General features: G+C 72.4%; 19 protein-coding genes and 1 pseudogene. 6 read left to right on the forward strand and 14 right to left on the reverse strand.

Features of this window, described 5'->3' with window-relative positions; genetic code table 11:
* Both ACIO9J_RS44200 and ACIO9J_RS44205 read right to left on the reverse strand, forming a co-directional pair.
* Nucleotides 1-3806: beta-ketoacyl synthase N-terminal-like domain-containing protein (locus ACIO9J_RS44200; protein ID WP_402011867.1), on the reverse strand; the 3806-nt coding region annotated here is incomplete at its 3' end.
* Nucleotides 3807-5196: 1390 nt separating this feature from the next.
* Nucleotides 5197-6081: a LysR family transcriptional regulator gene (locus ACIO9J_RS44205; protein ID WP_402011870.1), complete on the reverse strand. Its 885-nt coding sequence runs from the start codon at nt 6079-6081 to the stop codon at nt 5197-5199.
* Nucleotides 6082-6226: 145 nt separating this feature from the next.
* Here ACIO9J_RS44205 and ACIO9J_RS44210 point away from each other — a divergent pair, with 145 nt between their 5' ends.
* The gene (locus tag ACIO9J_RS44210) at nt 6227-6643 is read left to right on the forward strand and encodes a 4-oxalocrotonate tautomerase family protein (RefSeq protein WP_402011873.1); all 417 of its coding nucleotides are present in this window, start codon (nt 6227-6229) and stop codon (nt 6641-6643) included.
* A 2-nt stretch (nt 6644-6645) separates the two neighbouring features.
* Nucleotides 6646-7746, forward strand: coding sequence for a bifunctional class I SAM-dependent methyltransferase/NUDIX hydrolase (locus ACIO9J_RS44215; protein WP_402011876.1), 1101 nt, complete (start codon nt 6646-6648; stop codon nt 7744-7746).
* A 71-nt stretch (nt 7747-7817) separates the two neighbouring features.
* Here ACIO9J_RS44215 and ACIO9J_RS44220 read toward each other — a convergent pair whose 3' ends face one another.
* The 6 genes from ACIO9J_RS44220 to ACIO9J_RS44245 all read right to left on the reverse strand — a co-directional run bounded on the left by ACIO9J_RS44220 (nt 7818) and on the right by ACIO9J_RS44245 (nt 15341).
* Entirely contained in the window at nt 7818-8864 is a 1047-nt protein-coding gene (locus ACIO9J_RS44220) for a methyltransferase (RefSeq protein WP_402011878.1), read from the reverse strand.
* A 190-nt stretch (nt 8865-9054) separates the two neighbouring features.
* Nucleotides 9055-10275, reverse strand: coding sequence for a metallophosphoesterase (locus ACIO9J_RS44225; RefSeq protein WP_402011881.1), 1221 nt, complete (start codon nt 10273-10275; stop codon nt 9055-9057).
* 137 nt (nt 10276-10412) lie between these two features.
* A complete protein-coding gene (locus ACIO9J_RS44230) occupies nt 10413-12293 on the reverse strand; it encodes an ABC transporter ATP-binding protein (protein ID WP_402011913.1) in 1881 nt (626 codons plus the stop codon).
* A 123-nt stretch (nt 12294-12416) separates the two neighbouring features.
* The gene (locus ACIO9J_RS44235; protein ID WP_402011884.1) at nt 12417-13274 is read right to left on the reverse strand and encodes a GNAT family N-acetyltransferase; all 858 of its coding nucleotides are present in this window, start codon (nt 13272-13274) and stop codon (nt 12417-12419) included.
* 71 nt (nt 13275-13345) lie between these two features.
* Nucleotides 13346-14605, reverse strand: a complete 1260-nt coding sequence (locus tag ACIO9J_RS44240) for a CynX/NimT family MFS transporter (protein WP_402011887.1) — start codon at nt 14603-14605, stop codon at nt 13346-13348.
* A complete protein-coding gene (locus ACIO9J_RS44245; protein WP_402011890.1) occupies nt 14598-15341 on the reverse strand; it encodes a FadR/GntR family transcriptional regulator in 744 nt (247 codons plus the stop codon). Before ACIO9J_RS44245 ends, ACIO9J_RS44240 begins: the two co-directional genes overlap by 8 nt.
* Before the next feature lie 426 nt (nt 15342-15767).
* On the opposite strand from ACIO9J_RS44245, the gene ACIO9J_RS44250 reads away from it, so the two are divergent.
* Entirely contained in the window at nt 15768-16658 is an 891-nt protein-coding gene (locus tag ACIO9J_RS44250) for a glycoside hydrolase family 19 protein (protein WP_402011893.1), read from the forward strand.
* 99 nt (nt 16659-16757) lie between these two features.
* On the opposite strand, the gene ACIO9J_RS44255 is transcribed toward ACIO9J_RS44250, so the two are convergent.
* Both ACIO9J_RS44255 and ACIO9J_RS44260 read right to left on the reverse strand, forming a co-directional pair.
* Complete coding sequence (locus ACIO9J_RS44255) at nt 16758-17195, reverse strand: nitroreductase/quinone reductase family protein (protein WP_402011896.1); 438 nt, start codon at nt 17193-17195, stop codon at nt 16758-16760.
* Between the two features lie 74 nt (nt 17196-17269).
* Nucleotides 17270-17824: a TetR/AcrR family transcriptional regulator gene (locus tag ACIO9J_RS44260; protein ID WP_402011899.1), complete on the reverse strand. Its 555-nt coding sequence runs from the start codon at nt 17822-17824 to the stop codon at nt 17270-17272.
* Between the two features lie 192 nt (nt 17825-18016).
* On the opposite strand from ACIO9J_RS44260, the gene ACIO9J_RS44265 reads away from it, so the two are divergent.
* The 3 genes and pseudogenes from ACIO9J_RS44265 to ACIO9J_RS44275 all read left to right on the forward strand — a co-directional run.
* Nucleotides 18017-18490 carry a DUF1348 family protein gene (locus tag ACIO9J_RS44265; RefSeq protein WP_402011902.1) on the forward strand — a complete coding sequence of 158 codons (474 nt, stop codon included), beginning with the start codon at nt 18017-18019 and terminating at the stop codon, nt 18488-18490.
* 139 nt (nt 18491-18629) lie between these two features.
* Nucleotides 18630-20039, forward strand: a complete 1410-nt coding sequence (locus tag ACIO9J_RS44270) for an NADP-dependent succinic semialdehyde dehydrogenase (RefSeq protein ID WP_402011905.1) — start codon at nt 18630-18632, stop codon at nt 20037-20039.
* Nucleotides 20032-20286, forward strand: a pseudogene (locus ACIO9J_RS44275) (DUF6328 family protein); the annotation flags it as partial. The gene ACIO9J_RS44270 and the pseudogene ACIO9J_RS44275, both read left to right, overlap by 8 nt.
* 77 nt (nt 20287-20363) lie before the next feature.
* Here ACIO9J_RS44275 and ACIO9J_RS44280 read toward each other — a convergent pair.
* The 4 genes from ACIO9J_RS44280 to ACIO9J_RS44295 form a co-directional block, all read right to left on the reverse strand.
* Nucleotides 20364-21560, reverse strand: coding sequence for a 4-hydroxybenzoate 3-monooxygenase (locus tag ACIO9J_RS44280; RefSeq protein ID WP_402011915.1), 1197 nt, complete (start codon nt 21558-21560; stop codon nt 20364-20366).
* Between the two features lie 118 nt (nt 21561-21678).
* Nucleotides 21679-22728, reverse strand: coding sequence for a hypothetical protein (locus tag ACIO9J_RS44285; protein WP_402011908.1), 1050 nt, complete (start codon nt 22726-22728; stop codon nt 21679-21681).
* On the reverse strand, nt 22725-23441 hold the full coding sequence (locus ACIO9J_RS44290; protein WP_402011911.1) for a hypothetical protein: 717 nt from the start codon (nt 23439-23441) through the stop codon (nt 22725-22727). The genes ACIO9J_RS44285 and ACIO9J_RS44290 overlap by 4 nt, the downstream gene beginning before the upstream one ends.
* 549 nt (nt 23442-23990) lie before the next feature.
* The coding region (locus ACIO9J_RS44295) for a helix-turn-helix domain-containing protein (protein WP_402010714.1) at nt 23991-24134 on the reverse strand (144 nt) is incomplete at its 5' end.

Raw genomic sequence — 24134 nt, forward strand, 5'->3', positions numbered from 1 at the left:
TGCGAACCCTGACCCGGGAACACGAACGCGACCTTGCCCGCCGCACGCGCCACACCCACCGCGACCCGCGCCGACTCCCCACCACCAGCAACAGCAGCGAGCGCATCAGCACCACCCGCCACCACCACAGCACGATGATCGAACACCGACCGCGACAACAACGCATCCGCCATGTCGGAGTGCGTCAACTGACCTGCCACAGCGGCGAGTTGGGCGGAGTGAGCTCGCAGGGCCTCCTCCGTACGCGCGGAGAACACCAGCGGGACCGGGCCCGAGACCGGCGCCGGAGCGGCCGGGATCTCCTCGGGTGCCTGCTCCAGTACGGCGTGGGCATTCGTGCCGCTGATACCGAACGAGGACACGGCGGCCCGCCGGGGACGCCCGGACTCGGGCCACGGCATGGTCTCGGTGACCAGGGACACGGCGCCCGACGTCCAGTCGACGTGTGGGGTGGGATCGGTGATGTGCAGGCTCTGGGGCAGTACGCCGTGCCGCAGTGCGAGCACCATCTTGATCAGGCCCGCTACGCCCGAAGCGGCCTGCGTGTGACCGATGTTGGACTTCACCGAGCCGAGCAGGAGCGGGCGGTCGGCGGGGTGCTCGCGGCCGTAGGTGGCGAGGAGCGCGTCCGCCTCGATCGGGTCGCCGAGGCGGGTGCCGGTGCCGTGCGCCTCGACGGCGTCGACCTCGGAGGCCGGTACGCCCGCGTCGGCGAGCGCCTGGCGGATGACCCGGCGCTGCGCGGGACCGCTGGGCGCGGTGAGGCCGTTGGACGCGCCGTCCTGGTTGATCGCGGTGCCCTTGATCAGCGCGAGGACGGGGTGTCCGTTGCGGCGCGCGTCGGAGAGCCGTTCGAGGAGCACCATGGTGGCGCCCTCGGCGAGGCCGAAGCCGTCGGCGCTCGCCGAGAACGCCTTGCAGCGCCCGTCGGGGGCCAGCGCGCGCTGTCTGCTGAACTCGACGAACATGCCAGGCGAGGGCATGACGGTGACGCCGCCCGCAAGGGCGATGGGGCACTCGCCGCGCCGCAGCGACTGCACGGCCAGGTGCAGGGCGGCCAGCGAGGACGAGCACGCGGTGTCGAGGGTGACGGCGGGTCCGGCGAAGCCGAACGAGTAGGACAGCCTGCCGGAGGCGACGCTCGCGGTGTTGCCGGTGAGCAGATAGCCCTCCAGGTCCGCGGGCGCCTCGTGCAGTCGCGGGCCGTAGTCCATGGTCATCGCGCCCACGAACACACCGGCCTGGGTGCCGCGCAGCGCCGCGGGTTCGATGCCCGCGCGCTCGATCGCCTCCCAGCCGATCTCCAGGAGCAGCCGCTGCTGCGGGTCCATGGCGAGGGCCTCGCGCGGCGAGATCCCGAAGAACTCGGGGTCGAACTGGTCGACGTCGTGCAGGAATCCGGCTTCGCGCTGGTAGTAGCCGCCGGCCCGCTCGGCGTCCTCGTCGTAGCGTCCTTCGAGGTCCCAGCCGCGGTCGGTGGGGAAGGCGGTGATGGCGTCGCCGCCCTGGGAGAGCAGCTCCCACAGGTCCTCGGGGCTGCGTACGCCGCCGGGCAGGCGGCAGCTCATCGCCACGACGGCGATCGGGTCGTCGTCGCCCGCGGTCATGGGGACCACGGGCTCGTCGTCCTCGGTGGGCGCGCCGAGCATCACGCGGTCGATGTGCCGGGCGAGGCCGCGGCACGTCGGGTGGTCGAACACGGCGGACACGGGGATGCTCAGGCCGGTGGCCGCGTTCAGGAGGTTCCGCAGCGTGACGGCGCCCGCGGAGTCGAGGCCCAGTTCGAGGAGCGGCGCGTCCATGTCGGCGGCGGACTCCAGATCCCCCACGACGGCGGCGAGTTGGCTGCGGACCACGTCGAGCAGCAGCTCGACCCGGTCGGGGGCGGCCGCGAGCCGCTCGGCGAGCGACGGGGCGTGCGCCGCGGCGGGCACGGCGTGCAGGGGGTAGCCGGGCAGTGGTACGGCGCGGGCTTCGCGGCCCGCGAACACGCCCTGCCAGTCGGGGAGTACGCCCTGCGTGTGCAGTTCGGCGAGCGAGGCGGTCATGCGGTCGAGGCCGCCCTGATCCCTGCGCAGCGTGCCGACGGCGGCGGCGTCCACGTCGACTTCCTCGGCCGTCTCCTGCACCGCCCTGGTGAGGACGGGGTGCGGGCTCGGTTCGAGGAGCAGGTGGTGGCCGGCGGCCAGTACGGCGCGGGTGGCGCTCTCGAAGTCCGCGGTGGTGCGCACGTTGCGGCAGAAGTGGTCCGCGGTGAGCGTGAGCGGGTCGACGCGGCCGCCCGTGGTGGCCGTGTAGATCGGCACGTCCGTGGGGCGGGGGCGGATCGGGGCGAGGTCGGCACGCAGCGCGTCGAGCACGGCCTCGACCTGGCGGCCGTGCGCCGCGACGCGGATCGCGATGCTCCTGGCCCTGATGTCGTCGGCGGCCAGCTCGGCGAGGAGTTCGGCGGCCGCTTCCTCGGTGCCGGAGACCAGGACGGATCCCGGCGCGTGCACGGCGGCCAGGTCGAGGTCCTCGTAGCGGGTCAGGCGCTCGCGCACCTCGTCGGCTGAGGCCAGCACGGAGACCATCACGCCGCGTTCGAGCAGGGGCACCTGGGCGCGGCTGAACAGGGCGATGGCCCGTGCGCCGTCCTCGAGGGAGAGCGCGCCCGCGACGGTCGCGGCCGGGATCTCACCGGCGCTCGAACCGACCACGGCGCCGGGCGTCACGCCCCAGGAGCGCCACAGCGCGGACAGGGACACCATCATCGCCCAGAGCGCGGGCTGTCCGACGTCGGGACGGTCCAGCGAAGGGGTGTCCGTGACGCCGCGCAGTACGTCGAGCACGGGCCAGTCCACGTACGGCGTGAGGGCGTCCGCGCAGGCGTGCAGCTGCTCGGCGAACACCGGCGACGTGGAAAGGAGTTCGTCGGCCATGCCCAGCCACTGCGGCCCGTGGCCGGGGAACACGAAGGCGAGGTCGTCCGCCGCCGCCCGCACGGGCCCGTCGGCCGCGAGCCCCGGCACCGGTATTCGACCGTCGCTCACGGCGAGCAGTTCCTCGGCGAGCCGGGCGCGGTCGCCGCCGACGAGCACGGTGCGCCGGTCGAGAGCGGGCCTGGTGGTGGCGAGCGAGAAGGCGATGTCGACGAGAGGGAGGGCGGGTTCGGCCTCGATCAGCGCGTGCAGATCGGCGGCCCGTGCCCGCAGCGCGTCCTGGCTGTGCGCCGAGAGCGCGATCGGCACGGCGGAGCCGTCCGGTGCGGTGCGGCCCGGCTCGGGGCGGCCCGCGGCGAGCGCGGCGTCGACCAGCGCGGGGACGCCGTCGGACCAGGTGTCGCCGGTGTCGAGCCGGTAGGCGAAGGTCGCGGTCCGCGGGTCGTCCCCGCGGGTGAGGACGGCGAAGGCGCCGTCGGCCCCGGCGAGCGCCAGGTCGCAGTCACCGGAACGTACGGCGGCGACGGCGTCGGCGAGGGCGTCGCGGCCGGTCCGGCAGGGGCCGTGGAAGCCCAACACGCGGGCCAGCTCGGCCGCTTGGTCACCGGCTCCGGTGTCCGCGATGTCCGCGGCGCCCTCTGAGTCCGTGGCCTTCTCGGCGTCGGCCGCCAGGTACACGCCGACGCGTGCACGGTCGTCCGCGCCGATGCCCGCGTCCTCGCAGGCCTTCCACGCCGACTCCAGTTCGTCCGTCCGGTCCGCGGGCAGCGGCACACCGGTCAGCTCGGCCAGCACACCGTGATCGCGCTCCGCCCGCACCGGTGCCGCGGGAGCGGCCCCGATGACGGCGACAGTGCCGGTGTGCACCGCTTCGGATAAGCGCATGACAGCCTCTGCCTTCGTCAGTCATCCACTGAAACTGGAATCGAGCTTGGTTGGCCTGAATCGGCTCGATGTTTTCTCGGCCACTTCGTCGTGACAACGATCGCAAGTCAAAGCCAGCAATCCAGAAAATGTCAACTGCGGTCTGTTTTCGGTCTGCCACAGGCGGAAAATGCTCGTAAGGCATGCGTAAGCGCGGGTCAGAGGCCTGCCGACTCGCGCGTTTTACCTTCCGGACTTCTAAAATTTACCCGGCCATTGACGCGTCGAGGCGAGGTGCAGGCATGCCTGTCCACCCGGTCGCGAAGCTGGCCCTGCCCCATCGTGCAAGGGCGCCTGCCCCATCGGGCAGAAGCCCAGCACACACCGAGGAAAGGTTGAAGAGAGCGCTCACACGACCCGCGTATCACCAACTCGCCATATGGCCGTCGCGATCTGGCCATATGAGTACCGTCAAGAATCCAGCCTCCACACGTGAGAACTCCGAAACACCGCATAAATAGGGGCTTGAACCAATCGCTCGACCGCGCACCCCGGGGCGCGCGCGGCGACGCCGCGCCACCGGCACGGGCGGTGCCGCCCACAGGAAGGCCGGTCAGGGCCCCGAGAGGGATGCCCTGACCTTGATGTCCGTCCGGTCGCGCCACGCCACTGGGGCGGCGTCCCGCACCCCGCTCAAGACGCCGTCGGCCGAGCGGTGAGGGAAAGCGGTCGTACGCGAACCGGCACGGATACACCCGTGAGGGCACGCGCGGAAGTGCCGTGGAAACCCCCGGCCGCCCCAAAGGGCAATTTCCGGGGTCGAAATTGGCGAGGATCCGGGTCGACGCCCCTCAAGAGGGTCCGGGTCGGCGATCCGTCAGCCGGGAGATGAAGAACGACATAAGCCGTTCACAAGAACGGCGACTTGCGTTCGGGTGCGGGAACAGTCGTCCCGCTCTTCACACGGCGGCCAAGGCGGTATGCCTGAAAGTGCCGGGCCCGTGCTGCGGTTAAGGCAAAGCTTATCCCCTCTTTACATAAACCCGTGCGGTAGCCGGGATCGACACGGAGGACCGAGGGGCCCGAACCAACCGTAGCCGAACGAGTGTAGCCCGCACCAGACGCACTTTATGTGGCTGACGAGTCCCTGACGCCACTTCTTGAGTGGCACTCGGAACGCCTTAACCGACCTCGTGAAGGCGCCTATTGATATGCCGCCGCGAATGCCCGCACCCGCTGCCACCTGGCATGGACCAACGGAATTCGCAGATGCGAAATCTGACTCCAGAGTCATTAAGGCGGCACGCTCCGTGCTCGGGGCAGGGGGTGACCGCGGCCGATCGTGCCCGTATCGCCCCCGCGGACGCTCCGCCTTGTGCCCGTTACGGGCCCCGCACGCGGAATCTGTGGTTCACGTCACACGGCCCGTGGCCGCGATCAGCGCGCGCACCGCCACGGACCAGGAGCGCGCACGCGGCCCCGTCAGGACGAGCCGTCTGCTGTGGTGCGGGGTGACCGGCACCAGGACGAGGTCCTCGGGGACCAGCGGCCGTGACACCTCGGGCAGGATCGAGATCCCGAGCCCGGCCTGCACCATGCTGATGAGCGTGCCGAGATCGCGTACGCGGTGGGCCAGGGAGTAGTCGACGCCCGCCCGTCGGTGGATCACGCGGATGTGCCGCTCGCAGCCGTTGGGCGAGAGGATCAGCGGGTCGTCCGCCAAGTCCCCGACGTGGACGCCCGGTTCCTCGGCCAAGGGGTGGTCGCGCGGCAGCAGGGCGAGGAAGGAGTCGACCCGCAGGAGCACGCCCGCGTCCACGACGCCCTCCTCATGGGCCTCTTGCGGCGGGTCCACCACGACCGCGGCGTCCGCGGCCCCGCCCGCGAGCCATGCGTCGATCTCCTCGCCGCTGCCCTCGAAGACCCGCACCCCGATGCCCGGCAGCCGCGCGGACCACTCGCGCAGCAGCTCGGGCAACAGGCCCTGGCAGACCGTGGGTGTGGCGGCGATCCTGACCGTGCCGCCCGCCGTCGCGTCGTACCGCGCCGCCGCGTCGGAGACCGCGTCCGCCGCGGCGACGGCGGCGCGGGCATGGGGCAGCACGATGTCGCCAAGTGCCGTGGGACGCACCGGAGTCGAGCGGACGATCAGTGGCGCGGCGAGCGTCCGCTCCAGCGAGGCGACGGCGTGCGAGACCGCGGACTGGCTCAGGCCGAGCTCCTTCGCCGCCGTCCCGAAGCCGCCCGCGTCGACGACGGCCACGACGGCGCGCAGTTGTGCCAGGTTCAGCGCCACGGTGCCACTCCTTCTACGAATCGCGTTCACCGAGCACGTCCATGAACCCCTCTCATGGGCCCATGAACGATCCGTGTTGGACCCATCCTCCCCGACCGGAAAAGGTGGTGAGCAGCCACTTCACCAGCACGGAAGGACCTCACCCATGCCGTACATCCGCGTCACCCTCTCCGACCCCGACCTGCCCGCCGCGCACCGCGCCGCGCTCGCCGAGGGCCTCACGGACCTCGCCGTGTCCGCCCTCGGCAAGGACGCCGCCCGCACCACGGTCCAGCTGCACGCGGTCCCCAGCGGGCACTACTACGTCGCGGGCCGGCCGGTCGGCGAGGCCACCGGCGCCCACGTGGAGGTGAGCATCACCGCGGGCACCAACAGCGCGCAGGAGAAGGCCCTGTTCATCGCCGGGGCCTACAACCTGCTCCACGAGACACTGGACCTGCTGCCGCCGCTCACCGGGGTCGCCCTGCACGAACTGCACCCGGAGAGCTACGGCTACAACGGCATCACCCAACTCGACCACTACCGCCGCGCGTCGCGGACCGCGGGGGCAAGGAGCAGCTGACCGTGGGACACACCTCGCAGGACGAGTGGGACGCGCACCACCGGGGCGGAACCTCGTTCCGTGCGCTCCGCGACGGCGAACGCGAGCTGCTCGCCGCGCACGTACCGGCCCCGGAGGGCGCTCTCGCCCTCGACGTCGGCTGCGGCACCGGGGAACTCGCCCGCCATCTCGCCACGACCGGCTACCGCACCGACGCGGTCGACTTCGCCCCGGCGGCCCTGGCGGCCGCGAGCGCCACGGAAACCGCGGACGGCGAGGAGGGCACGGACAGGGCGCCGGTGGAATTCCTGCGGTTCGACATCGAGCGCGACGACCTCGCCGGCCTGCCGCACGAGGCGTACGACCTGATCACGTTCCGGCTCTCGCTGGCGTTCGTCGCCGACCGCACACGGGTCATGAACCGGCTGCGTGAGCGGCTCAGGCCCGGCGGTGCCCTGTGTGTGATCACCCCGGTCGCCGGTCAAGTGCCGGAGGACAGGCGGGACATCGCGCTCGACGAGGACGAGATCGGTCTGCTCGGCGCGGGCTGGGGCACGGTCGAGCGGTACGACGCGGAGGGGCTCGCGTTCCTGGTGCTGCGCGACCCCGCGCCCGCCCGGGTGGCGTTCCGCGGCAAGGGGCGGCCGAAGCCGCACGCGCTCACGGGCGCCGGAGTCGTGGTCACCGACGCGGCGGGCCGGCTGCTGCTCGGCCTTTCGACCGGCGGCGCGTGGGAGCTGCCCGGCGGCAAGAACGAGCCCGGGGAGGCGTTCACCGCGGCGGCGGTGCGGGAGCTCGCGGAGGAGACGGGGCTGACGGCGGACGCCGACGACGCCCGGCTGCTCGCCGTCCTCATGGACGCCGTGGACGGCATGCCCCGGGTGACCGCCGCCGTCCGCGTCACCGCGCACTCCGGTGTGCCCCGGGTGACCGAGCCGCAGCTGATCCGGCGCTGGGAGTGGCACGAGGTGCGCGACCTGCCCGCCCTGGGCCAGGCCCTGTTCACGCCGAGCGCGCAGGTCATCGACACGGTCTGGCCCGGACTGCTGCCCGGCCTCCCGCCCGTCCACCGGCACCACGTCGTCGGCGACGGGGGCGGGCGGCCGGACGGAGAAGGGGTCTGAGGACCCGGCCGAGGCCCCTGGAACAGAGGCCTGCGGCTCCGACAGGAACCGGTGACGTAGGACCTAAGGCGTCAGGCGTCCACCTTCACGGCTTCGAGCACACACATCGGCCCGGCCGTCTCCACGGTCCGGGTGAGCCGGAATCCGGCACCCGCGAGCAGGGAACGCCAGTCCTCGGGCGTGCGTTCCCTGCCGTCGAGCATCCCCATCATCGTCAGGTCGAGCATCGTGGCGATCTCGGGCGCGGGGCCCCTGCCGAGGACGGTCTCGACGAGGTAGAGGCGGGCGCCCGGGGCCGCGGCCTCGTGGACGCGCTCCAGGATGCGGGTGCTCTGCTTGTCGTTCCAGTCGTGCAGGATGAAGCAGGCGAGATACGCGTCGGCGCCCGCGGGGACGGCCTGGAAGAAGTCGCCGCCGCTGATGCCGATCCGGTCGGCGAGCCCCTGCGCCTCCAGTGCCGCGGTCGCCGCGCTCACGACGTGCGGCAGGTCGAAGACGGTGCCGCGCAGCCGTGGGTGCCGCCGTGCGAGGGAGGCGATGGCCGTGCCGTCGGCGCCGCCGATGTCGACGAGGTGCTCGGCGCCGCCGAGGTCGATGGCGTCCAGGGCGTCCTGGCGGATGGCGCGCATCATGTTGCCCATGGCCGAGGTGAATCCCGCGACGCGGTCCGCGTCCTCGCCGAGCCAGTCGAAGAAGGGCTTGCCCAACTCCCTCTCGGCGGCGGGGACTCCGTCGTGCAGCGTGGACCAGAGCTGGGCGAAGGGCCGGTAGTGGGTCTCCATCCACATGAGGGCGATGTCGCGCACGGAGTCGTCCGCGTCGCCGCACAGCGTGTGGCCGAGCGGGCCGAGCGCCACGGCGTCCCGGTCCTCGTCGTAGGTGAAGACCTGTTCGGCACCGAGGCTGCGCAGGAGCCTGCGCAGCAGGTCGGGACGTAGCCCGGTGGCCTCGGCCACCGCGGGGACCGGCCGCGCTCCGGCGCGCAGTTCGTCGGCGATGCCCGCGCGGGCCGCGACGTAGAGGGCCTGGGAGATCTGGAACCCGCCGAGCAGGCGGAGTATGGCGACGGCCGGGGTGCGGTTGGTCGTGTCGGGGCCGGGTGCGCTGGTCGCAGTCATGATCGCATCCATACCCCGCAAAGCGGCTCAAACCCCGCTATCGGAATTCCAGCCTCCGCCCGCGCGCCCCTTTGGCGTGAACTCTCCGGAAGAGGATCGTCCGCCCGCGTGAACCTTCCGGGGCGGGGGCTCGGGCCCCGCCCCGGAGGCCGGTCCTGCCCCGGAAGGCCGGTCCTGGGCCGCACGGTCGTCAGACGCGGGCCCCCGCGACCGGCGTCGCGGTGCGCGTGCGGTGGGCGAGGCGTGCGGTGCGGGTGGCCACGTCCACCGTGTACGCCTCCACCGCCATCGCCCGGTCCGACACCTTGAGCAGCATGAAGCCGTGGTCGGAGAAGTTCTGCCAGGTGGCGGGGTGGTTGAAGTGGGCCTTGCCGTCACCGGCCTTGCCCGCGGCGCCGCAGACGATCTGCCGGGTGCCGCCGGTCCGCGCGGTGGGCTCCAGGAGCTGGAGCGTGTGGTCGTGCCCGGACAGGATCAGGTCGGCGCGTCCGCACACCACCTCCTCGTACAGCTCCTTGAGGTGGATGCCGCTGGTGTAGTTGCCGATCACGAAGCCGTCGTACGAACCGGCGCTGCCGTGCTTGCCGTTGTTCAGGTACGGGTGGTGGCCGAGGACGACCTTCCAGCGGGCCCGCGAGGCCTTGAGCGCGCCGTCGAGCCACGCGCGCTGCTCGCGCATGTACGGCCCGTTCCAGTAGTAGCGCGGGTCGGTCTGCATGACGTACGAGGTGACGGGGTTGGTGTCCATGGCGAAGAACTCGACCAGCGGGTCGCCCTGCGCGCCGTCGGCGGCGGGCAGCGCCACGTTGTAGTAGCGGCTCGGCATGTACCAGCGCTGCGAGCTCTTGGCGTACGAGACCTCGCGGTCGCCGCGCGAGGGGTCGCCGCCGCTGCCGGGGATCAGGCCGGAGCAGTCGTGGTTGCCGAGGACCATCAGCCAGGGCATGTCGAGGCCGGTGTTGGGGTCCTCGAACTTGCTGCGGAACTCCGAGTCGTGGTCGGACTCGGGACCGTTCTCGTAGATGTTGTCGCCGAGACCGACGGCGAGGCTCACGCCCTCGGCCGCGCACACCGCTCGCGCGGCGGCGGCCACCGCGTGCTGTGCCTCCTCGCCGGTGCCCGCGTCGCCGGTGAGCAGGACCGCGTACTCCCCCGCCTTGTTCGGCGCCGTCGGGAGCGGGAACTTCCCCGGGGCGCCCGCGCGGGCGGCGGCCGCGGCCGGCGTCTGTCCCGGCAGCACGGCGAGCGCCGCGGCCCCCGCGACCACACCGCCGAGGACCGAGCGCCGCCGCAGCGCCCGCATCTCCCTGACCCGCTGCCCCACGGGCCCTTCGCCGAGGGAGGGGTCCTCGCGCAGCCACTCGTCCTCGGTCATGTCCGCGCTCGGCGGTATCAACTCGTCATCGCACATGGGAGGTTTCTCTCACGGGAGAGTGTGTCGTTGGTGGGGAACCGATGAACTCCTGGTGGACGTACGGGGGCGTGTTGATCTTGAAAAGACTGATGCGGGTACCGGGGGTAACCCCGGTACCCGCACGGGCCCTGCCCTCACGCCGCCTCGACGATCTCCTCCCCCTTGGCGAACTGCGTCCGGTACAGCTCCGCGTAGCGCCCGCCGGCGTCGAGCAGTTCCTCGTGCGTGCCGCGCTCCACGATGCGTCCGGCCTCGACGACGAGGATCTGGTCGGCGGACCTGATCGTGGAGAGGCGGTGGGCGATCACGACGGCGGTGCGGCCCGCCAGGGCCTCGCCGAGTGCCTCCTGGACCGCGGCCTCCGAGGTGTTGTCCAGGTGGGCCGTCGCCTCGTCGAGGATGACGACGCGCTGGCGGGCGAGGAGGAGACGGGCGATGGTCATGCGCTGGCGTTCGCCGCCGGAGAGCCGGTAGCCGCGCTCGCCGACCACCGTGTCGAGGCCGTCGGGCAGCGAGCGCACCAGGTCTTCGAGCCTGGCCCTGCGCAGCACGTCCCACAGGTCGTCCTCGGTCGCCTCCGGCCTGGCGAGAAGCAGATTGGCGCGGACGGACTCGTGGAAGAGGTGGCCGTCCTGGGTGACCATCCCGAGCGTGGCCCGCATCGAATCGGCCGACAGGTCACGGACGTCGACGCCGCCGATGCGTACGACGCCGGAGTCCGCGTCGTACAGGCGGGGAAGCAGCTGCGCGATGGTCGACTTGCCCGCCCCCGAGGAGCCGACGAGCGCGACGGTCTGGCCGGGCTCGGCGCGGAAGGAGAGCTCGTGGAGCACCTCGTCGCCGCCGCGGGTGTCGAGCGAGGCGACCTCTTCGAGGGAGGCGAGGGAGACCTTGTCGGCCGACGGGTAGCCGAAGCGGACGTTCTCGAACTCGACGGCGACGGGGCCTTCGGGCACGGGCACGGCGTCGGTCTTCTCCTCGATGAGCGGCTTCAGGTCGAGCACCTCGAAGACCCGCTCGAAGCTGACCAGTGCGCTCATGACCTCGACCCGGGCGCCGGCCAGGGAGGTCAGCGGCGCGTAGAGCCGGGTGAGCAGCAGCGCGAGGGAGACCACCGCGCCCGCTTTGAGGGTGCCCTCCAGGGCGAAGTAGCCGCCCAGACCGTAGACCAGTGCGAGCGCCAGGGCGGAGACCAGGGTGAGCGCGGTGATGAACGCGGACTGCGCCATGGCGGTGCGGACGCCGATGTCCCGCACCCGGTGGGCCCGCGCGGCGAACTCGGCGGACTCGTCGTCCGGCCTGCCGAAGAGCTTGATGAGGGTGGCGCCCGGCGCGGAGAACCGCTCGGTCATCCGGGTGCCCATCGCGGCGTTGTGGGCCGCGGCCTCGCGCTGCAGCCGGGCCATCCGTGAGCCCATGCGGCGCGCGGGCACGATGAAGACCGGCAGGAGCACCAGCGCGAGCAGCGTGATCTGCCACGACAGGGTGAGCATGACGGCCAGCGTGAGCACCAGCGTCACGAGGTTGCCGACCACGCCGGAGAGCGTGTTGCTGAAGGCGCGCTGCGCGCCGATCACGTCGTTGTTGAGGCGGCTGACGAGCGCGCCCGTGCGGGTGCGGGTGAAGAAGGCGACGGGCATCCGCTGCACGTGGTCGAAGACGGCGGTCCGCAGATCGAGGATGAGGTCCTCGCCGAGGTTCGCCGAGAGCCAGCGGGCCAGCAGCCCGAGCCCGGCCTCGGCGAGCGCGATCACGGCGATGAGCAGGGCGTAGCGCACCACGGTCCCGGACTCGGCGCCGCTGTCGATGGCGTTGACGACATTGCCCGCGAGTACGGGGGTCGCCACGGCGAGCAGCGCGGTGACGACGCTCAGCAGTACGAACTGCCAGATGCGCCGTCGGTGGGGCCGGGCGAAGGCCCCGATGCGGCGCAGCGTGGCGCGGGCGAACGGGCGACGGTCGTCCTGCTGCGCGTTCATGACGCTGTGCAGCTGGGTCCAGGCGGTGGTTTCCATGCTCATGCGGGGAACGTTAGGACCTCGACCAAACTTGAGGTCAACATCTTTCCCGAACGGGGGACGGAGCGGCTGCCGCCGGGTCTCCCGGATCCCGGCGGTCCGCTCCTCCGGGCCTCTCGGCTAGCCGAGTTCGAGCGTGGTGACCCCGAAGACCCGCTCCTGGGCGAAGTCCCTGACCGGGCCCGTGTACATGCGCGCCGTGTCGAACGCGGGCTTCATGCCGCGGGCCTCGACGAGGGCGACGGCCGCCGGGTTGGTCTCGGGCACGTCCATCGCGACGGGTGCGCCGTCCGCCTCCGCGGCCAGCGCGTCCAGGAGTGCGTCGGCGTCCTCGCGGGTGTCCGCGAACAGCGGCCCGACGCGTCGCGCGTCGCGTCCGGGGCGGAGCACGCCGTACCCGGTCAGGCGCCCGTCGACGATGCGGGCGAGCGCGCGGTGGTCCGGCGCGGCGAGCCAGGACTCCAGGAAGCGCGGCCGGTCGGCGGGCACGCAGGCGCTGTCGTACGCCGTGAGGGCCCGCAGCCCGGCGGCCTCCACGGGGCGTACGTGCCGGTCGGGCACGTCGACGGCGGGCAGTCGGCCGAGGTAGCGCTGGGTGCCGTGGCGCCACTCGAAGCCGGAGCGGCGGTAGTTGTCCTGCTGGGCGGGTACGCCGTCCAGGCCCACGGTCCGCTCGCCCGCGTGTGCGAGGCCGGCCTGCCAGGTGGCGAGGCCGTATCCGCGCCCGCGCATGTCGGGCCTGACGAGGTAGAAGCCCAGAAAGGCGTACCGCTCCCCGTAGTTGACCACCGAGACCGCGGAGACCGGCTCACCGCCGACGCGTCCCACGAAGAACCCGTCCGGGTCCTGCGCGAAGAACGAGGGGGCGTCGGCGAGGCCCGGGTTCCAGCCCTCGTCCGCCGCCCACCCGGTCACCACACGCCAGTCGTCGAGCGTCGCCCGTGAGATCACGAGCCGCCCGTGGGCCGAATCCGTCATCGCTGCACCCTTCTGATCCGACACGGTGCGCCGTGAAGAACCGCACCGGGTGCATCCTGCCCGAGCGGGGGTCAGCCGATGCCCGCCACATGACGGTCGCGTGCCGCGCCCAGACCGACCACGACCTGCGGAACGAGCAGTACGAGCAGCAGCACGAGCGGCACCGTCCAGCTGTGCGAAGCGTCGTGGACCGCGCCGAGGAGGGTGGGCCCGGTCGCCGCCAGGATGTAGCCGAAGCACTGGGCCATGCTGGAGAGCTGCGCCGCATGCCGGGCGTCGGGCGCCCGCTGCACGATGAACAGCAGCGCCAGGCTGATGGCCGCGCCCTGGCCGAGGCCGAGCAGGATCATCCAGACGTACGCGCCGCCGACCGGCGCGACGAGCAGTCCCGTGAAGCCGAGCGCGCAGAGCACCGCGCCGATCGCGGCGAGGGGGCCCGAGCGCAGCCGCCCGCCGACGACGACCGGGGCGAGGAACGAACCGGCGATGCCGAGCAGCGAGGAGAAGGAGAGCATCCACCCGGCGTCACCCGCGCTCATCCCGGCGTCCTGGAACACGGTCGGCAACCAGGCGGCCGCCGCGTAGTAGTTGAGGGACTGGAGCCCCATGTATCCGGTGACCTGCCAGGCCAGCGGGGAACGCCACAGACCGCGTACGGGGTGTGCCGCCTGTCGCGCCGCGGCCTCGCTCACCCGGGTGCGCGACCGTGTCTGCGGCAGCCACACGAACAGCGCGATCACCGCGAGCGCACCCCAACAGGCCAGCGTGGTACGCCAGTTCATGCCGCTGGCCTGCTGGACGGGCAGCGTGACACCGGCCGCGAGCGCGGCGCCGCCGAACAGTGACATCGAGTAGAGGCCCGTCATCAGACCGGCCTTCGCGGGGAAGTCTCGCTTGATCAGACCCGGCAGCAGGACGTTGGCGACGGCGATGCCCGCGCCGATGACGACGGTGCCCGCGAAGAGCGCGACCACCGAGTCGAGCATGCGCAGGGCCGTGCCCGCGCAGATCAGCGCCATGGTGCCGAGCAGCGCGGGCTCCATGCCGATGCGCCGGCCAAGGCGCGGTGCGACGGGCGCGAGCAGTCCGAAGCAGAGCAGCGGCAGCGCGGTGAGCAGGCTGGTGGCGGCCGCCGACATGCCGCTGTCGTCGCGGATGGTGTCGGCGAGCGGCGAGACGGCGACGAGGGCGGGGCGCAGGTTGAGGGCCAGGAGGACGACGCCGACGGCCAGGTAGAGGGCGCGGCGCCCGGTGGGCACCACCGCGGGGGCGGGGGCATCGGTACTGATCACGGCCCGCGCCTCGGCGACGGACCCGCTCTCCTCAGACATGAGCCGCTCCCCCGGTCTCGTCGGCGCCCGCGCCGGAACCGTCCTGCGGCTGATCGCGCAACGCGGCGATGCCCTCGGCGAGATGGGAGAGCACGGCGGCCTCCGCGGCATCGGGGTCCTGTGCCTCGATGGCGTCGACGATCGCCTCGTGGGCGTCGAGCTGGTGACGTACCGAGTCGGGCACGGGCGCGGCGACGACGGACCGCAACGTCTCGCGCAGTGCGTCACTGAGGTGTCCGTACAGCTCGGCGAGGACGCTGTTGTGCGTGGCGTCGGCGACCGTGCGGTGGAAGGCGACGTCCGCGTCGATGAACGCGGCGATGTTGCCGCTCTGCCAGGCGCGGTCGCGCTCGACGAGGGCGGCGCGCAGCGTGACGAGGTCGTCCTCGGTGCGGCGCACGGCGGCGTGGCGTGCCGCGTCCCGCTCCAGACAGGCCCGCACCTCGTACGCCTCCAGGGCGCCCGCGCGGCGCAGCCTGCGCTGCACGGCGGCGCCGAAGTCGCTGTCTGCCCGCACATAGGTGCCGTCGCCCTGCCTGGGCTCCAGCATGCCGGTGTGCACCAGCGCGCGGACGGCCTCCCGCACGGTGTTGCGGCCCACGGCGAGCTGCTCCACGAGCAGCGGTTCGGCCGGGATCTTCTCGCCGACCCGCCACTCGCCGTCGGAGATGAGGCTCTCCATCTGTGCGATGACCAGGTCGACGAGGTTGGTCCGTGCGGCACTGCGCAGCGGCATCGGTCGGCACCTTCTCTCTTGAGCGGCCGCGCGGGTGCGGCCTTCGGTGCGGGGTCCGTATGACACGGGGGTCCGTACGACACGGGCGCCTCACCTTCCGGCAGACATGGGAACATCCCATGTTTCGCGAGTCAAACCGGCCCGTCACCCCTCGGCGCCGGTCCGCATGCTGGACGACCACCAGGTTTTACCTTCGCCGACCGGCGCCCCGACCTCGGCGGACGCGTGAAGTCCCGCACGGATCAACGCTGTTGAGAGCGGGATTTGCCCCGCGAATTCACAGTGAAGGCGCCTCTCGGCCACCGAAGCGGCTGATTCCGGTCCTGGTCTAGACCTTGACAGGTTCAGACCACTTTCGCTTGAGTCACCGGCAACCCCCTGGCGGCACCGGGCCCTCCCCCCGACCCGCCCTTAAGGAGAGTTGGCATGATCAAACGAATCACCGGGTTCGTGGCCGCGCTGGCCGCCCTCGGCGCGATGATCGTCCTGGGTCCGGCCGCCACCTCGGCGTCCGCCGCCGCGTGCGCCGCACCGTGGAACTCCTCGTCCGTCTACACGGGCGGCAAGTCCGCCTCGTACAACGGACACAACTGGACCGCCAAGTGGTGGACCCAGAACGAGACGCCGGGCCGCGCCGACGTCTGGCAGGACGCGGGCACCTGCGGCGGCGGCACCGACCCCGGCAACCCCGACCCGTCCGGATTCCTCGTCACCGAGGCGCAGTTCAACCAGATGTTCCCGAACCGGAACCCGTTCTACACGTACAAGGGCCTGACCGACGCGATCAGCGCCTACCCCGGCTTCGCGAACACCGGCAGCGACACCGTCAAGCGCCAGGAGGCGGCGGCGTTCCTCGCCAACGTCAACCACGAGACGGGCGGCCTGAAGTACGTCGTCGAGCAGAACCAGAGCAACTACCCGCACTACTGCGACAAGACCCAGCCCTACGGCTGCCCGGCGGGACAGGCCGCGTACTACGGCCGCGGCCCGATCCAGCTCAGCTGGAACTTCAACTACAAGGCCGCGGGCGACGCGCTCGGCATCGACCTGCTCAACAACCCCTACCTGGTCGAGCAGAACCCGGCCGTCGCCTGGAAGACCGGCCTCTGGTACTGGAACACCCAGAGCGGCCCCGGCACGATGACCCCGCACAACGCCATGGTCAACGGCGCCGGTTTCGGTGAGACCATCCGCGCCATCAACGGCACCCTGGAGTGCAACGGCGGCAACCCCGCCCAGGTGCAGAGCCGCATCGACAAGTACAAGGCGTTCACCCAGATCCTGGGCACCACGCCGGGTGCGAACCTGAGCTGCTGACGCCTCGGCCGCGCGGCCTTCCACGCGCGGCCCGCCACCGCCGGGCGGACCCGCTCCCTCGGGTCCGCCCGGCCCACGGCCCTCGCGGGGCCGCTCACCTCACGTCAGCGGTTCCAGACGGAACACCGGATGGCCCGCCGACTCGGCGGCGAACGCCTCGTCCGTCGACTCCTGGGTCACGTCGAAGTAGGCCCGGGTGACGGGCACTTCCCGCACGTACTGCCGCAGCACGGGCACGCTCTCGGCGGGTCCGAGCTCGACCACCCGCACGCTCTCCGAGCGCCCGCCGCGGCTGAGGCCGATCCGCCCCGCGGCGCGCGCGTTGCGCACCCAGTCGCCCACTCCGTAGGCGGCGACGACCCAGCGCTCGCCCCCGGCCTCCATCACGTCGACCGGAGTGGCGTACAGCCGCCCGGACTTCCTGCCGGGCACGGTCAGGATGTGCCGGTACCCCTTGCCGATCCCGTACCGGGTCATCGTGCTGAACACTCGGTTGATCATGCGCGTCCCCGCGGTCATGCGGTACGTCTTCGCCATCGCCCCTCCTCGTGCCGAAGTTCCGAAGTGCAGAAGTGCAGAACCCTCGGAGCTTACGTCGCGGGCCGGGCCGCTTACGTCGCGGCCAGCAGCCGGGCCGCGCCCAGGCGGGCCTGCCGGGCCGGTTCGGGCGAGCCGGAGATCGCCGCGGTCGTCATGGCGCCCTCGGCGAGCAGGACCAGCGGGCCGACCGTCTCCTCCGGCGCGCCGGCGGCCGCGACGAGATCGGCCAGATACGCACCGAAGGCCGCCTTGTGCGCCCGTACGGTGTCCGCCACCGCCGGGTCCACCGCGCCCAGTTCGCCGAAGGAGTTGATGAAGGCGCAGCCCCGGAAGTCCGGCTCGGCGAACCACGCGTACAGCCAGTCGTACACCGCGAGCACCCGCTCGCCGGCGGCGCCCGCCGTGCCGTCCACGTACGCGGCGAGGCGCTCGCGCCAGCGGCGGTCGCGGCGCTCCAGGCAGGCAAGCACCAGCGCCGACTTCGAGGGAAAGACCTGGTAGAGCCGCTTGAGGGAGACACCGGACGCGGTGCGCACCTGGTCCATGCCGACCGCCTGGATGCCGCGCTCGTAGAAGAGCCGCTCGGCGGTGTCGAGAAGCCTGGTCTCCGCTGCGGCGAGCTCCATGGCGCCCGGCCTCCCGTCGGTGGTGGTGGGTTCCGGCCGGGAAGAGCGACCGAGAACGTACGTTCTCCGACCTTACTACGCACCTCGGGGCTCGCGCACCGTTGCGCGAGAACGACCGTTCTCCTATCGTGGCGAACCTCGGCGGAGAACGACCGTTCTCTGACCGCCGCCGATCTCATCGAGGAGAGCGCCATGACCGCCGCCGCCCGTCCCCCCGTCCCGCCCTTCACCCGGGAGAGCGCGGCCGAGAAGGTCCGCCTCGCCGAGGACGGCTGGAACAGCCGCGACCCCGAGAAGGTCGCGCTCGCCTACAGCGAGGACTCCCGCTGGCGCAACCGGGCGGAGTTCGTCACCGGGCGCGCGGCCATCGTCGGCTTCCTGTCCCGCAAGTGGGCCCGCGAGCTCGACTACCGCCTCGTCAAGGAGCTGTGGGCGCACGACGGACACCGCATCGCCGTGCGCTTCGCCTACGAATGGCACGACGACTCGGGCCGGTGGTACCGCTCGTACGGCAACGAGAACTGGGAGTTCGACGACGACGGCCTGATGCGCGCGCGGTACGCCTGCATCAACGACCTGCCGATCGAGGAGTCCGAGCGCCTGTACCACTGGCCGCTCGGCCGCCGCCCCGACGGCCACCCGGGGCTCACCGACCTCGGCCTCTGAGATCAGCGGGCGGTCCCGCGGTCCGCCGCCCGCGCCACGAGGCGCGTCCGCCGCCTTGCGCGGGTGCCGGTGCCGGTTCAGGGTCGAGGGGGAGGGAACCCGATCCTGGGCCGCACCACGCACCCCGAGGAGGAACGGCATGCCCATCGCCACGGTCAATCCCGCAACCGGCGAGACGCTCAGGACGTTCGAGCCGCTGACGGCCACCGAGATCGAGCGGCGCCTCGCGACCGCCGACGCCGCGTTCGCCGCCCACCGCACCACGTCCTTCGCCGAGCGCGCCGGGCTGCTCCACCGGGCGGCCGACCTGCTGGAGGAGGACACCGCCGACATCGCGCGCACGATGACGACGGAGATGGGCAAGCCCGTCAAGGCGGCGCGGGCCGAGGCGGCCAAGTGCGCCAAGGCCATGCGCTGGTACGCCGAGCACGCCGAGGTGCTCCTCGCGGACGAGCACCCGGCGCCCGCCGACGTGACGGACTCCGGCGCGGCACGGGCCGTGGTCCGCTACCGGCCGCTGGGCCCCGTCCTCGCCGTGATGCCGTGGAACTTCCCGCTCTGGCAGGTCGTGCGCTTCGCCGCGCCCGCCCTCATGGCGGGCAACGTGGCCCTGCTCAAGCACGCGTCGAACGTGCCGCAGACCGCCCTCTACCTGGAGGACCTGTTCCGCCGCGCCGGTTTCGCCGAGGGCTGCTTCCAGACGCTGCTCGTCGGCTCCGACGCGGTCGAGGCCGTCCTCCGGGACCCGCGGGTGGCCGCCGCGACCCTCACCGGCAGCGAGCCCGCGGGCCGCGCCGTGGCGTCGACCGCGGGCGACGAGATCAAGAAGACGGTCCTGGAACTGGGCGGCAGCGACCCGTACGTCGTCCTGCCGAGCGCCGACGTCGCCCGCGCCGCCGAGATCGCGGTGACCGCGCGCGTACAGAACAACGGACAGTCCTGCATCGCCGCCAAGCGCTTCATCGTGCACGCCGACGTCTACGACGCCTTCCGCGACCGGTTCGTCGCGGGAATGCGGGAGTTGACGGTCGGCGACCCGCTGGACGAGGACACCGACGTCGGGCCGCTGTCCAGCCGGGCGGGCCGCGACGACCTGGAGGAACTCGTCGACGACGCGCTGGCCAAGGGCGCCACCGCGCTCTGCGGCGGACAGCGCCCCAAGGAGCAGGAGCGGGGCTGGTTCTACTCCCCGACCGTCCTGGCCGACATCACTGCCGAGATGCGCATCCACCGCGAGGAGACGTTCGGCCCGGTGGCGACCCTCTACCGCGCGGCGGACCTGGACGAGGCCCTGGCCCTCGCCAACGACACGCCGTTCGGGCTGAGTTCCAACGTGTGGACGCGCGACGAGGCGGAGACCGAACGCTGCGTACGGGACCTCCAGGCGGGCGGCATCTTCTTCAACGGCATGACCGCCTCCCACCCCGGCCTGCCCTTCGGCGGCGTCAAACGGTCCGGCTACGGGCGGGAGTTGGCGGGCCACGGCATCCGCGAGTTCTGCAACGCCACGACGGTCTGGTACGGCCCCGAGGACGACGCGCGTGGCTGACCCGCCAGGTGCGGGTCCCTGGGGCCGCGACGAGACGCCGGAGGAGCGTGCCGACCGGCGCTGGGGCGATGTCATCCAGGAGGTACGGGTGGCGCAGACCGGAGTGCAGATCCTGTTCGGCTTCCTGCTGACGGTGGTCTTCACCCCGCGCTTCGTGGAGCTCGGCGACACGGACCGGACGATCTACGTCGTGACGGTGATCCTCGGCTCGGCCGCGACCGGCGCCCTGATCGGCCCCGTCTCCTTCCGCGTGGGCCAGACACCGGCACACGACACCCGACTGACCGGCGTGCGTATGCTCGCGTGACTCCCCTGCTCCGTACGTCAGCTGTCGACCTCGTTGCCGATGTAGAGGTCGGCGAAGGCGGTGGCGGCGGTCGGTGAGCCGAAGATCCTGCGCAGTCGGGCGGCCGCGGTGCCCGCCTTGAAGGGGTCGCCCGACGACGTCCCGTGCAGCACCTCGGAGAACCACTCCGAGAACTCCTCGTACTGCCACACCCGGCGCAGCGCGGCGTCGGAGTAGCCGCGCAGCCCGCTCCCGTCGCCCCGCGCGCAGAAGTCGACCAGCGCGTCGCCGAGCAGCAGCGCGTCGTGGAGCGCGAGGTTCATGCCCTTCGCCGCGATCGGCGCGGCGAGGTGCGCGGCGTCGCCAGCGAGGTGCAACCGGCCGTGGGACATGGGCTCCACGACGTAGTTGTGCATGTCGAGGACGCGCTTCTCGATGAGGCGCCCCTCGGTGAGCGGCCGCGCGCCGGTCGCGGCGAGCCGGGTGCGCAGCTCCGACCACACCCGATCGTGCGGCCAGTCGTCCGGGCTGTCGCCCGGCGGGCACTCCAGGTAGTAGCGGGTCATCTGCGGGCTGCGCGCCATGTGGGCGGCGAAGCCGCGCGGATGCAGGCCGAAGACGACGCAGTCGCTGGACGGCGGCGCCTCGGCGAGCAGCGCGAGCCAGCCGATGCCGTAGTCGTGCCGCGCGACGCGGGCGGCGGGCACGCTCGCCCGGGTGACGCCGCGCGCGCCGTCGCAGCCGGCGACGGCCACGCAGTCGACGCGCTGCCGCAGCCCGGTCCCGGGATCCGTGTACGAGACCGCGGGCCGGTCGGTCTCGATGCCGTGCAGCTCCACATCGCGTACGCCGAAACGGATGTCGCCGCCCGCGCGGTCCGCGTACGCGCGCACGAGGTCGGTCACCAACAGGGGCTGGGGATAGACGAAGTGTCTGCGCCCGGACAGCTCACCGTACCGGAACGTGTGCCGCTCCCCCGCCCACCGGAACTCGCACTCCTCGTGCGCCTGCGCCCGGTCCATGATGCCCTCGGCGAACCCGCGCTCTTCCAGCGCGCGCACCGCCCACTCCTCCACGAAGCCCGCGCGGGGCCGCCGTTCGATGAACTCCCTGCTCTCCGTCTCCAGGACCACACAGTCCACGGAAGCGGCACGCAGGATGTTGGCGACGGTCAGGCCGGCGGGTCCGGCTCCGATGACGACGACGGGTGAACGCCGTTCGGGAGCAGGGGACATGGCGGGTATGGGGAGCGGTGCGGAAGTCACCCGGAGAGTATGACGGCCTCGTCCGCCGCCTCACGCAGGCGGCCTGGCGTTCCTCGCCCCGGCCTGACCTCGGCCGTCACTCCGGCCGCTACTCCGACCCGTCGGGCTCCGGCCCCCCGAAGTCCGGACTGGTGAAGTCTGGGCTGGAGAAGCTCGGACGCGTTCCCGGGCCGCCGGCGTCACGGAGCGGGCCGAGGAAGTCGGGCCTGGTGTAACCGAGTTGGGGGATGCGACCCACGGACCTGCCCTGTTCGTGTTGCTGCCGGGGGACGTCGAGATCCGGATCCTCCAGCGCGTCCCGCAGGAACGGCAGGATGCCGCGGTCCAGCAGCGCCGCCCTCCACGCTTCCCTAGCCAGGGCCACCTCCTCATCCTCGCCTTCGGCCTCGGCCTCGTCCGCCGGCGAGGGAGTCGAGCCCTCGCGCACCGCCGTCACGAGGAGACCGACCACTGCGACCACGAGGCTGGCCACGGTCAGTGCGCCGAATGCCCAGCCCACCGTCACCAGGACGTCGGCGATGCCCGGCGTGGGGTCGAGCAGCTTCAGGATCGAGCCGGTGAGCAGGGAGAGGACCGCGGCACATCCGGCGAGGACGAGGACGACCACGACGATGACGCCGAACACACCCGCCCCCGCCCGCTCGTCGGTCTCCGCGGCGCGCCTCGGGGGCCCCACCCTGCGGAGGCGGGCAGCCGTCGGCCGCGGCGTCCGTGCTACCGGCGCCGACGGCGTCTCGGGACGCACGTGCAGGCCGAGGACCGCTGCCGCCAGGCGCCGCCCGTAGGACATCCCGGCCCACCGCTGCGGAGCCACTCCGTCGCCGACGGGGCTGACTCCGGGCTGTCCGGCGCCCACGACGGCCGCGCCGAAACGGCGCCCCAGGCCGTTCGGCTCCGCGTGCTCGGCCGTCGGTCCCGCGGCGGCCTCCCGCAACCGTACGTAGTGCTCGTACTCGGACGCGGCGGCCGCCGTGATGAGGCCGGCCGCGCCCTGCGCCATGGTGCGCAACTGCTCCGTGTTGAGCCGTTGGCCCACGACGGCCGGGTCGGCGCGTTCGGAAGCGATGCTCAGCGCCTCGTCGAGGACCCTCTCGTATTCGGTGCGGTCTTCGTTCAGCAAGTGCGGAGCGCTGTTCACAGCCCCTCCTCACGGGCCGCCGGGCTCTGCCCCCACCGTGGCGTGCCCCGACCGTCGAGGCCGGGCCCCGGTCCGTCGGCCGCGGCAGGAGGGCTCGCGGCGGCGGACGGTCGCTGCACGGGCACCGGCCGAGGGGCGGGCCGCGCCGGATCCGTCGGGGGCGCGGCGGGTTCGGGGGCGGGCCGCGCACGGGCCGGCGGCTCCACCGGCGTGGTGGCGGCCGGGGGTTCCACGGTGCCCGCCTCGACGGTCGCGGTCGCGTCCGGCATGCCCACGGGGGTCGCGGTCGCGTCCGGCATGCCCACGGGCGAGGTGGTCCCGGCCGCCGAAGGGGTCGGCTCGGCCTCCACCGACGGCCGGTTGCCCGTCACCGCCTCGTTCACCGTCTGGATACGGCTGAGCTGGGTGAGCAGCATGGGCGCCGACATGCCCACCACGACGGCGGCGTACTCGCCGTTGATCTGCCCCGTCTCCCCCAGCACCGCGGCGGTGACGGAGCCGAGGAGGCAGTGCACGAGGGCTGCCGCGACGTCGACGGAGGGGTCGAAGTACGCGGAGAAACGCGGGCCGTTCTCCTGCGTCGCCCCCGCCGCGACCAGCTGTCGGTGGGTGAGGCGATCGACCCGCCAGGACGTGAACCGGGCATAGAGGTCCACGACGCCCCGCAGCAACCCGCCCCCGGCACCCAGCAGGGCCAACGTCGTGACGTCCACGCTCTCCCCCGGCCGGTGCCGCCGACGCCCGGCGGCGGTGAGCTTACGAGCAAGGGACGAGCGTATCGCCGCGCGGCGGCCGACGGCAGGAAGTGAACCGAACTCGTACGACCCGGACCCGCTCCGCCCGTCTCCCCTCTCCCCCTCCCCCGGAAACAGCGAAAGACCGTATCGGAGTTACCCGATACGGTCTTCGACCGACGACCTGCTTAAAGCTGGTCGGGACGACAGGATTTGAACCTGCGACCCCTTGCCCTCCAGGAGTGTGGGCGACAGGGGTTATCTGCATAGAGCACACAATCTCAGGGCGTACGTTGTGTGCTGCCGGGCGAGCACCCACTGACCGGCCGCAGCATCCCGGACCGCGAACTCACCCACGGCCGCCGCACCCACCCGGTGTGGCGGCCGCCCGCACCCCAGCCCCGGCCCCGGCCCCGGCCCAGCAACAGCCCGGAGCTCACCGGCCGCCTACGCACCCGCCGGCCCACCCTGCCCGGAGACGGCTTAGTGCACGATCCGACACGGATGTTCCTACCAGTCGAGGCCGGATCACCTGCGAAGTCGAGAACGATATTCGCCCGGGGCCGTGCCTCGGGCACGTCTGAAGGCACGGCTGAAAGCGTGCGGAGAGCCGTATCCGACCGCGTCGGAGATCGACTCGACCGGCTCATCGGTATCGCGGAGCCGGATCGA

It is taken from the genome of Streptomyces sp. NPDC087300 (assembly GCF_044744425.1).
Lineage (GTDB): Bacteria > Actinomycetota > Actinomycetes > Streptomycetales > Streptomycetaceae > Streptomyces.

Bases quoted from the DNA above. Each gene is read 5' to 3' on its own strand.
- ACIO9J_RS44210 (WP_402011873.1), top strand. From the start codon at position 6,227: ATGCCGTACATCCGCGTCACCCTCTCCGACCCCGACCTGCCCGCCGCG.
- ACIO9J_RS44220 (WP_402011878.1), bottom strand. From the start codon at position 8,864: ATGACTGCGACCAGCGCACCCGGCCCCGACACGACCAACCGCACCCCG.
- ACIO9J_RS44225 (WP_402011881.1), bottom strand. From the start codon at position 10,275: ATGTGCGATGACGAGTTGATACCGCCGAGCGCGGACATGACCGAGGAC.
- ACIO9J_RS44230 (WP_402011913.1), bottom strand. From the start codon at position 12,293: ATGGAAACCACCGCCTGGACCCAGCTGCACAGCGTCATGAACGCGCAG.
- ACIO9J_RS44235 (WP_402011884.1), bottom strand. From the start codon at position 13,274: ATGACGGATTCGGCCCACGGGCGGCTCGTGATCTCACGGGCGACGCTC.
- ACIO9J_RS44240 (WP_402011887.1), bottom strand. From the start codon at position 14,605: ATGTCTGAGGAGAGCGGGTCCGTCGCCGAGGCGCGGGCCGTGATCAGT.
- ACIO9J_RS44245 (WP_402011890.1), bottom strand. From the start codon at position 15,341: ATGCCGCTGCGCAGTGCCGCACGGACCAACCTCGTCGACCTGGTCATC.
- ACIO9J_RS44250 (WP_402011893.1), top strand. From the start codon at position 15,768: ATGATCAAACGAATCACCGGGTTCGTGGCCGCGCTGGCCGCCCTCGGC.
- ACIO9J_RS44255 (WP_402011896.1), bottom strand. From the start codon at position 17,195: ATGGCGAAGACGTACCGCATGACCGCGGGGACGCGCATGATCAACCGA.
- ACIO9J_RS44260 (WP_402011899.1), bottom strand. From the start codon at position 17,824: ATGGAGCTCGCCGCAGCGGAGACCAGGCTTCTCGACACCGCCGAGCGG.
- ACIO9J_RS44265 (WP_402011902.1), top strand. From the start codon at position 18,017: ATGACCGCCGCCGCCCGTCCCCCCGTCCCGCCCTTCACCCGGGAGAGC.
- ACIO9J_RS44270 (WP_402011905.1), top strand. From the start codon at position 18,630: ATGCCCATCGCCACGGTCAATCCCGCAACCGGCGAGACGCTCAGGACG.
- ACIO9J_RS44280 (WP_402011915.1), bottom strand. From the start codon at position 21,560: ATGTCCCCTGCTCCCGAACGGCGTTCACCCGTCGTCGTCATCGGAGCC.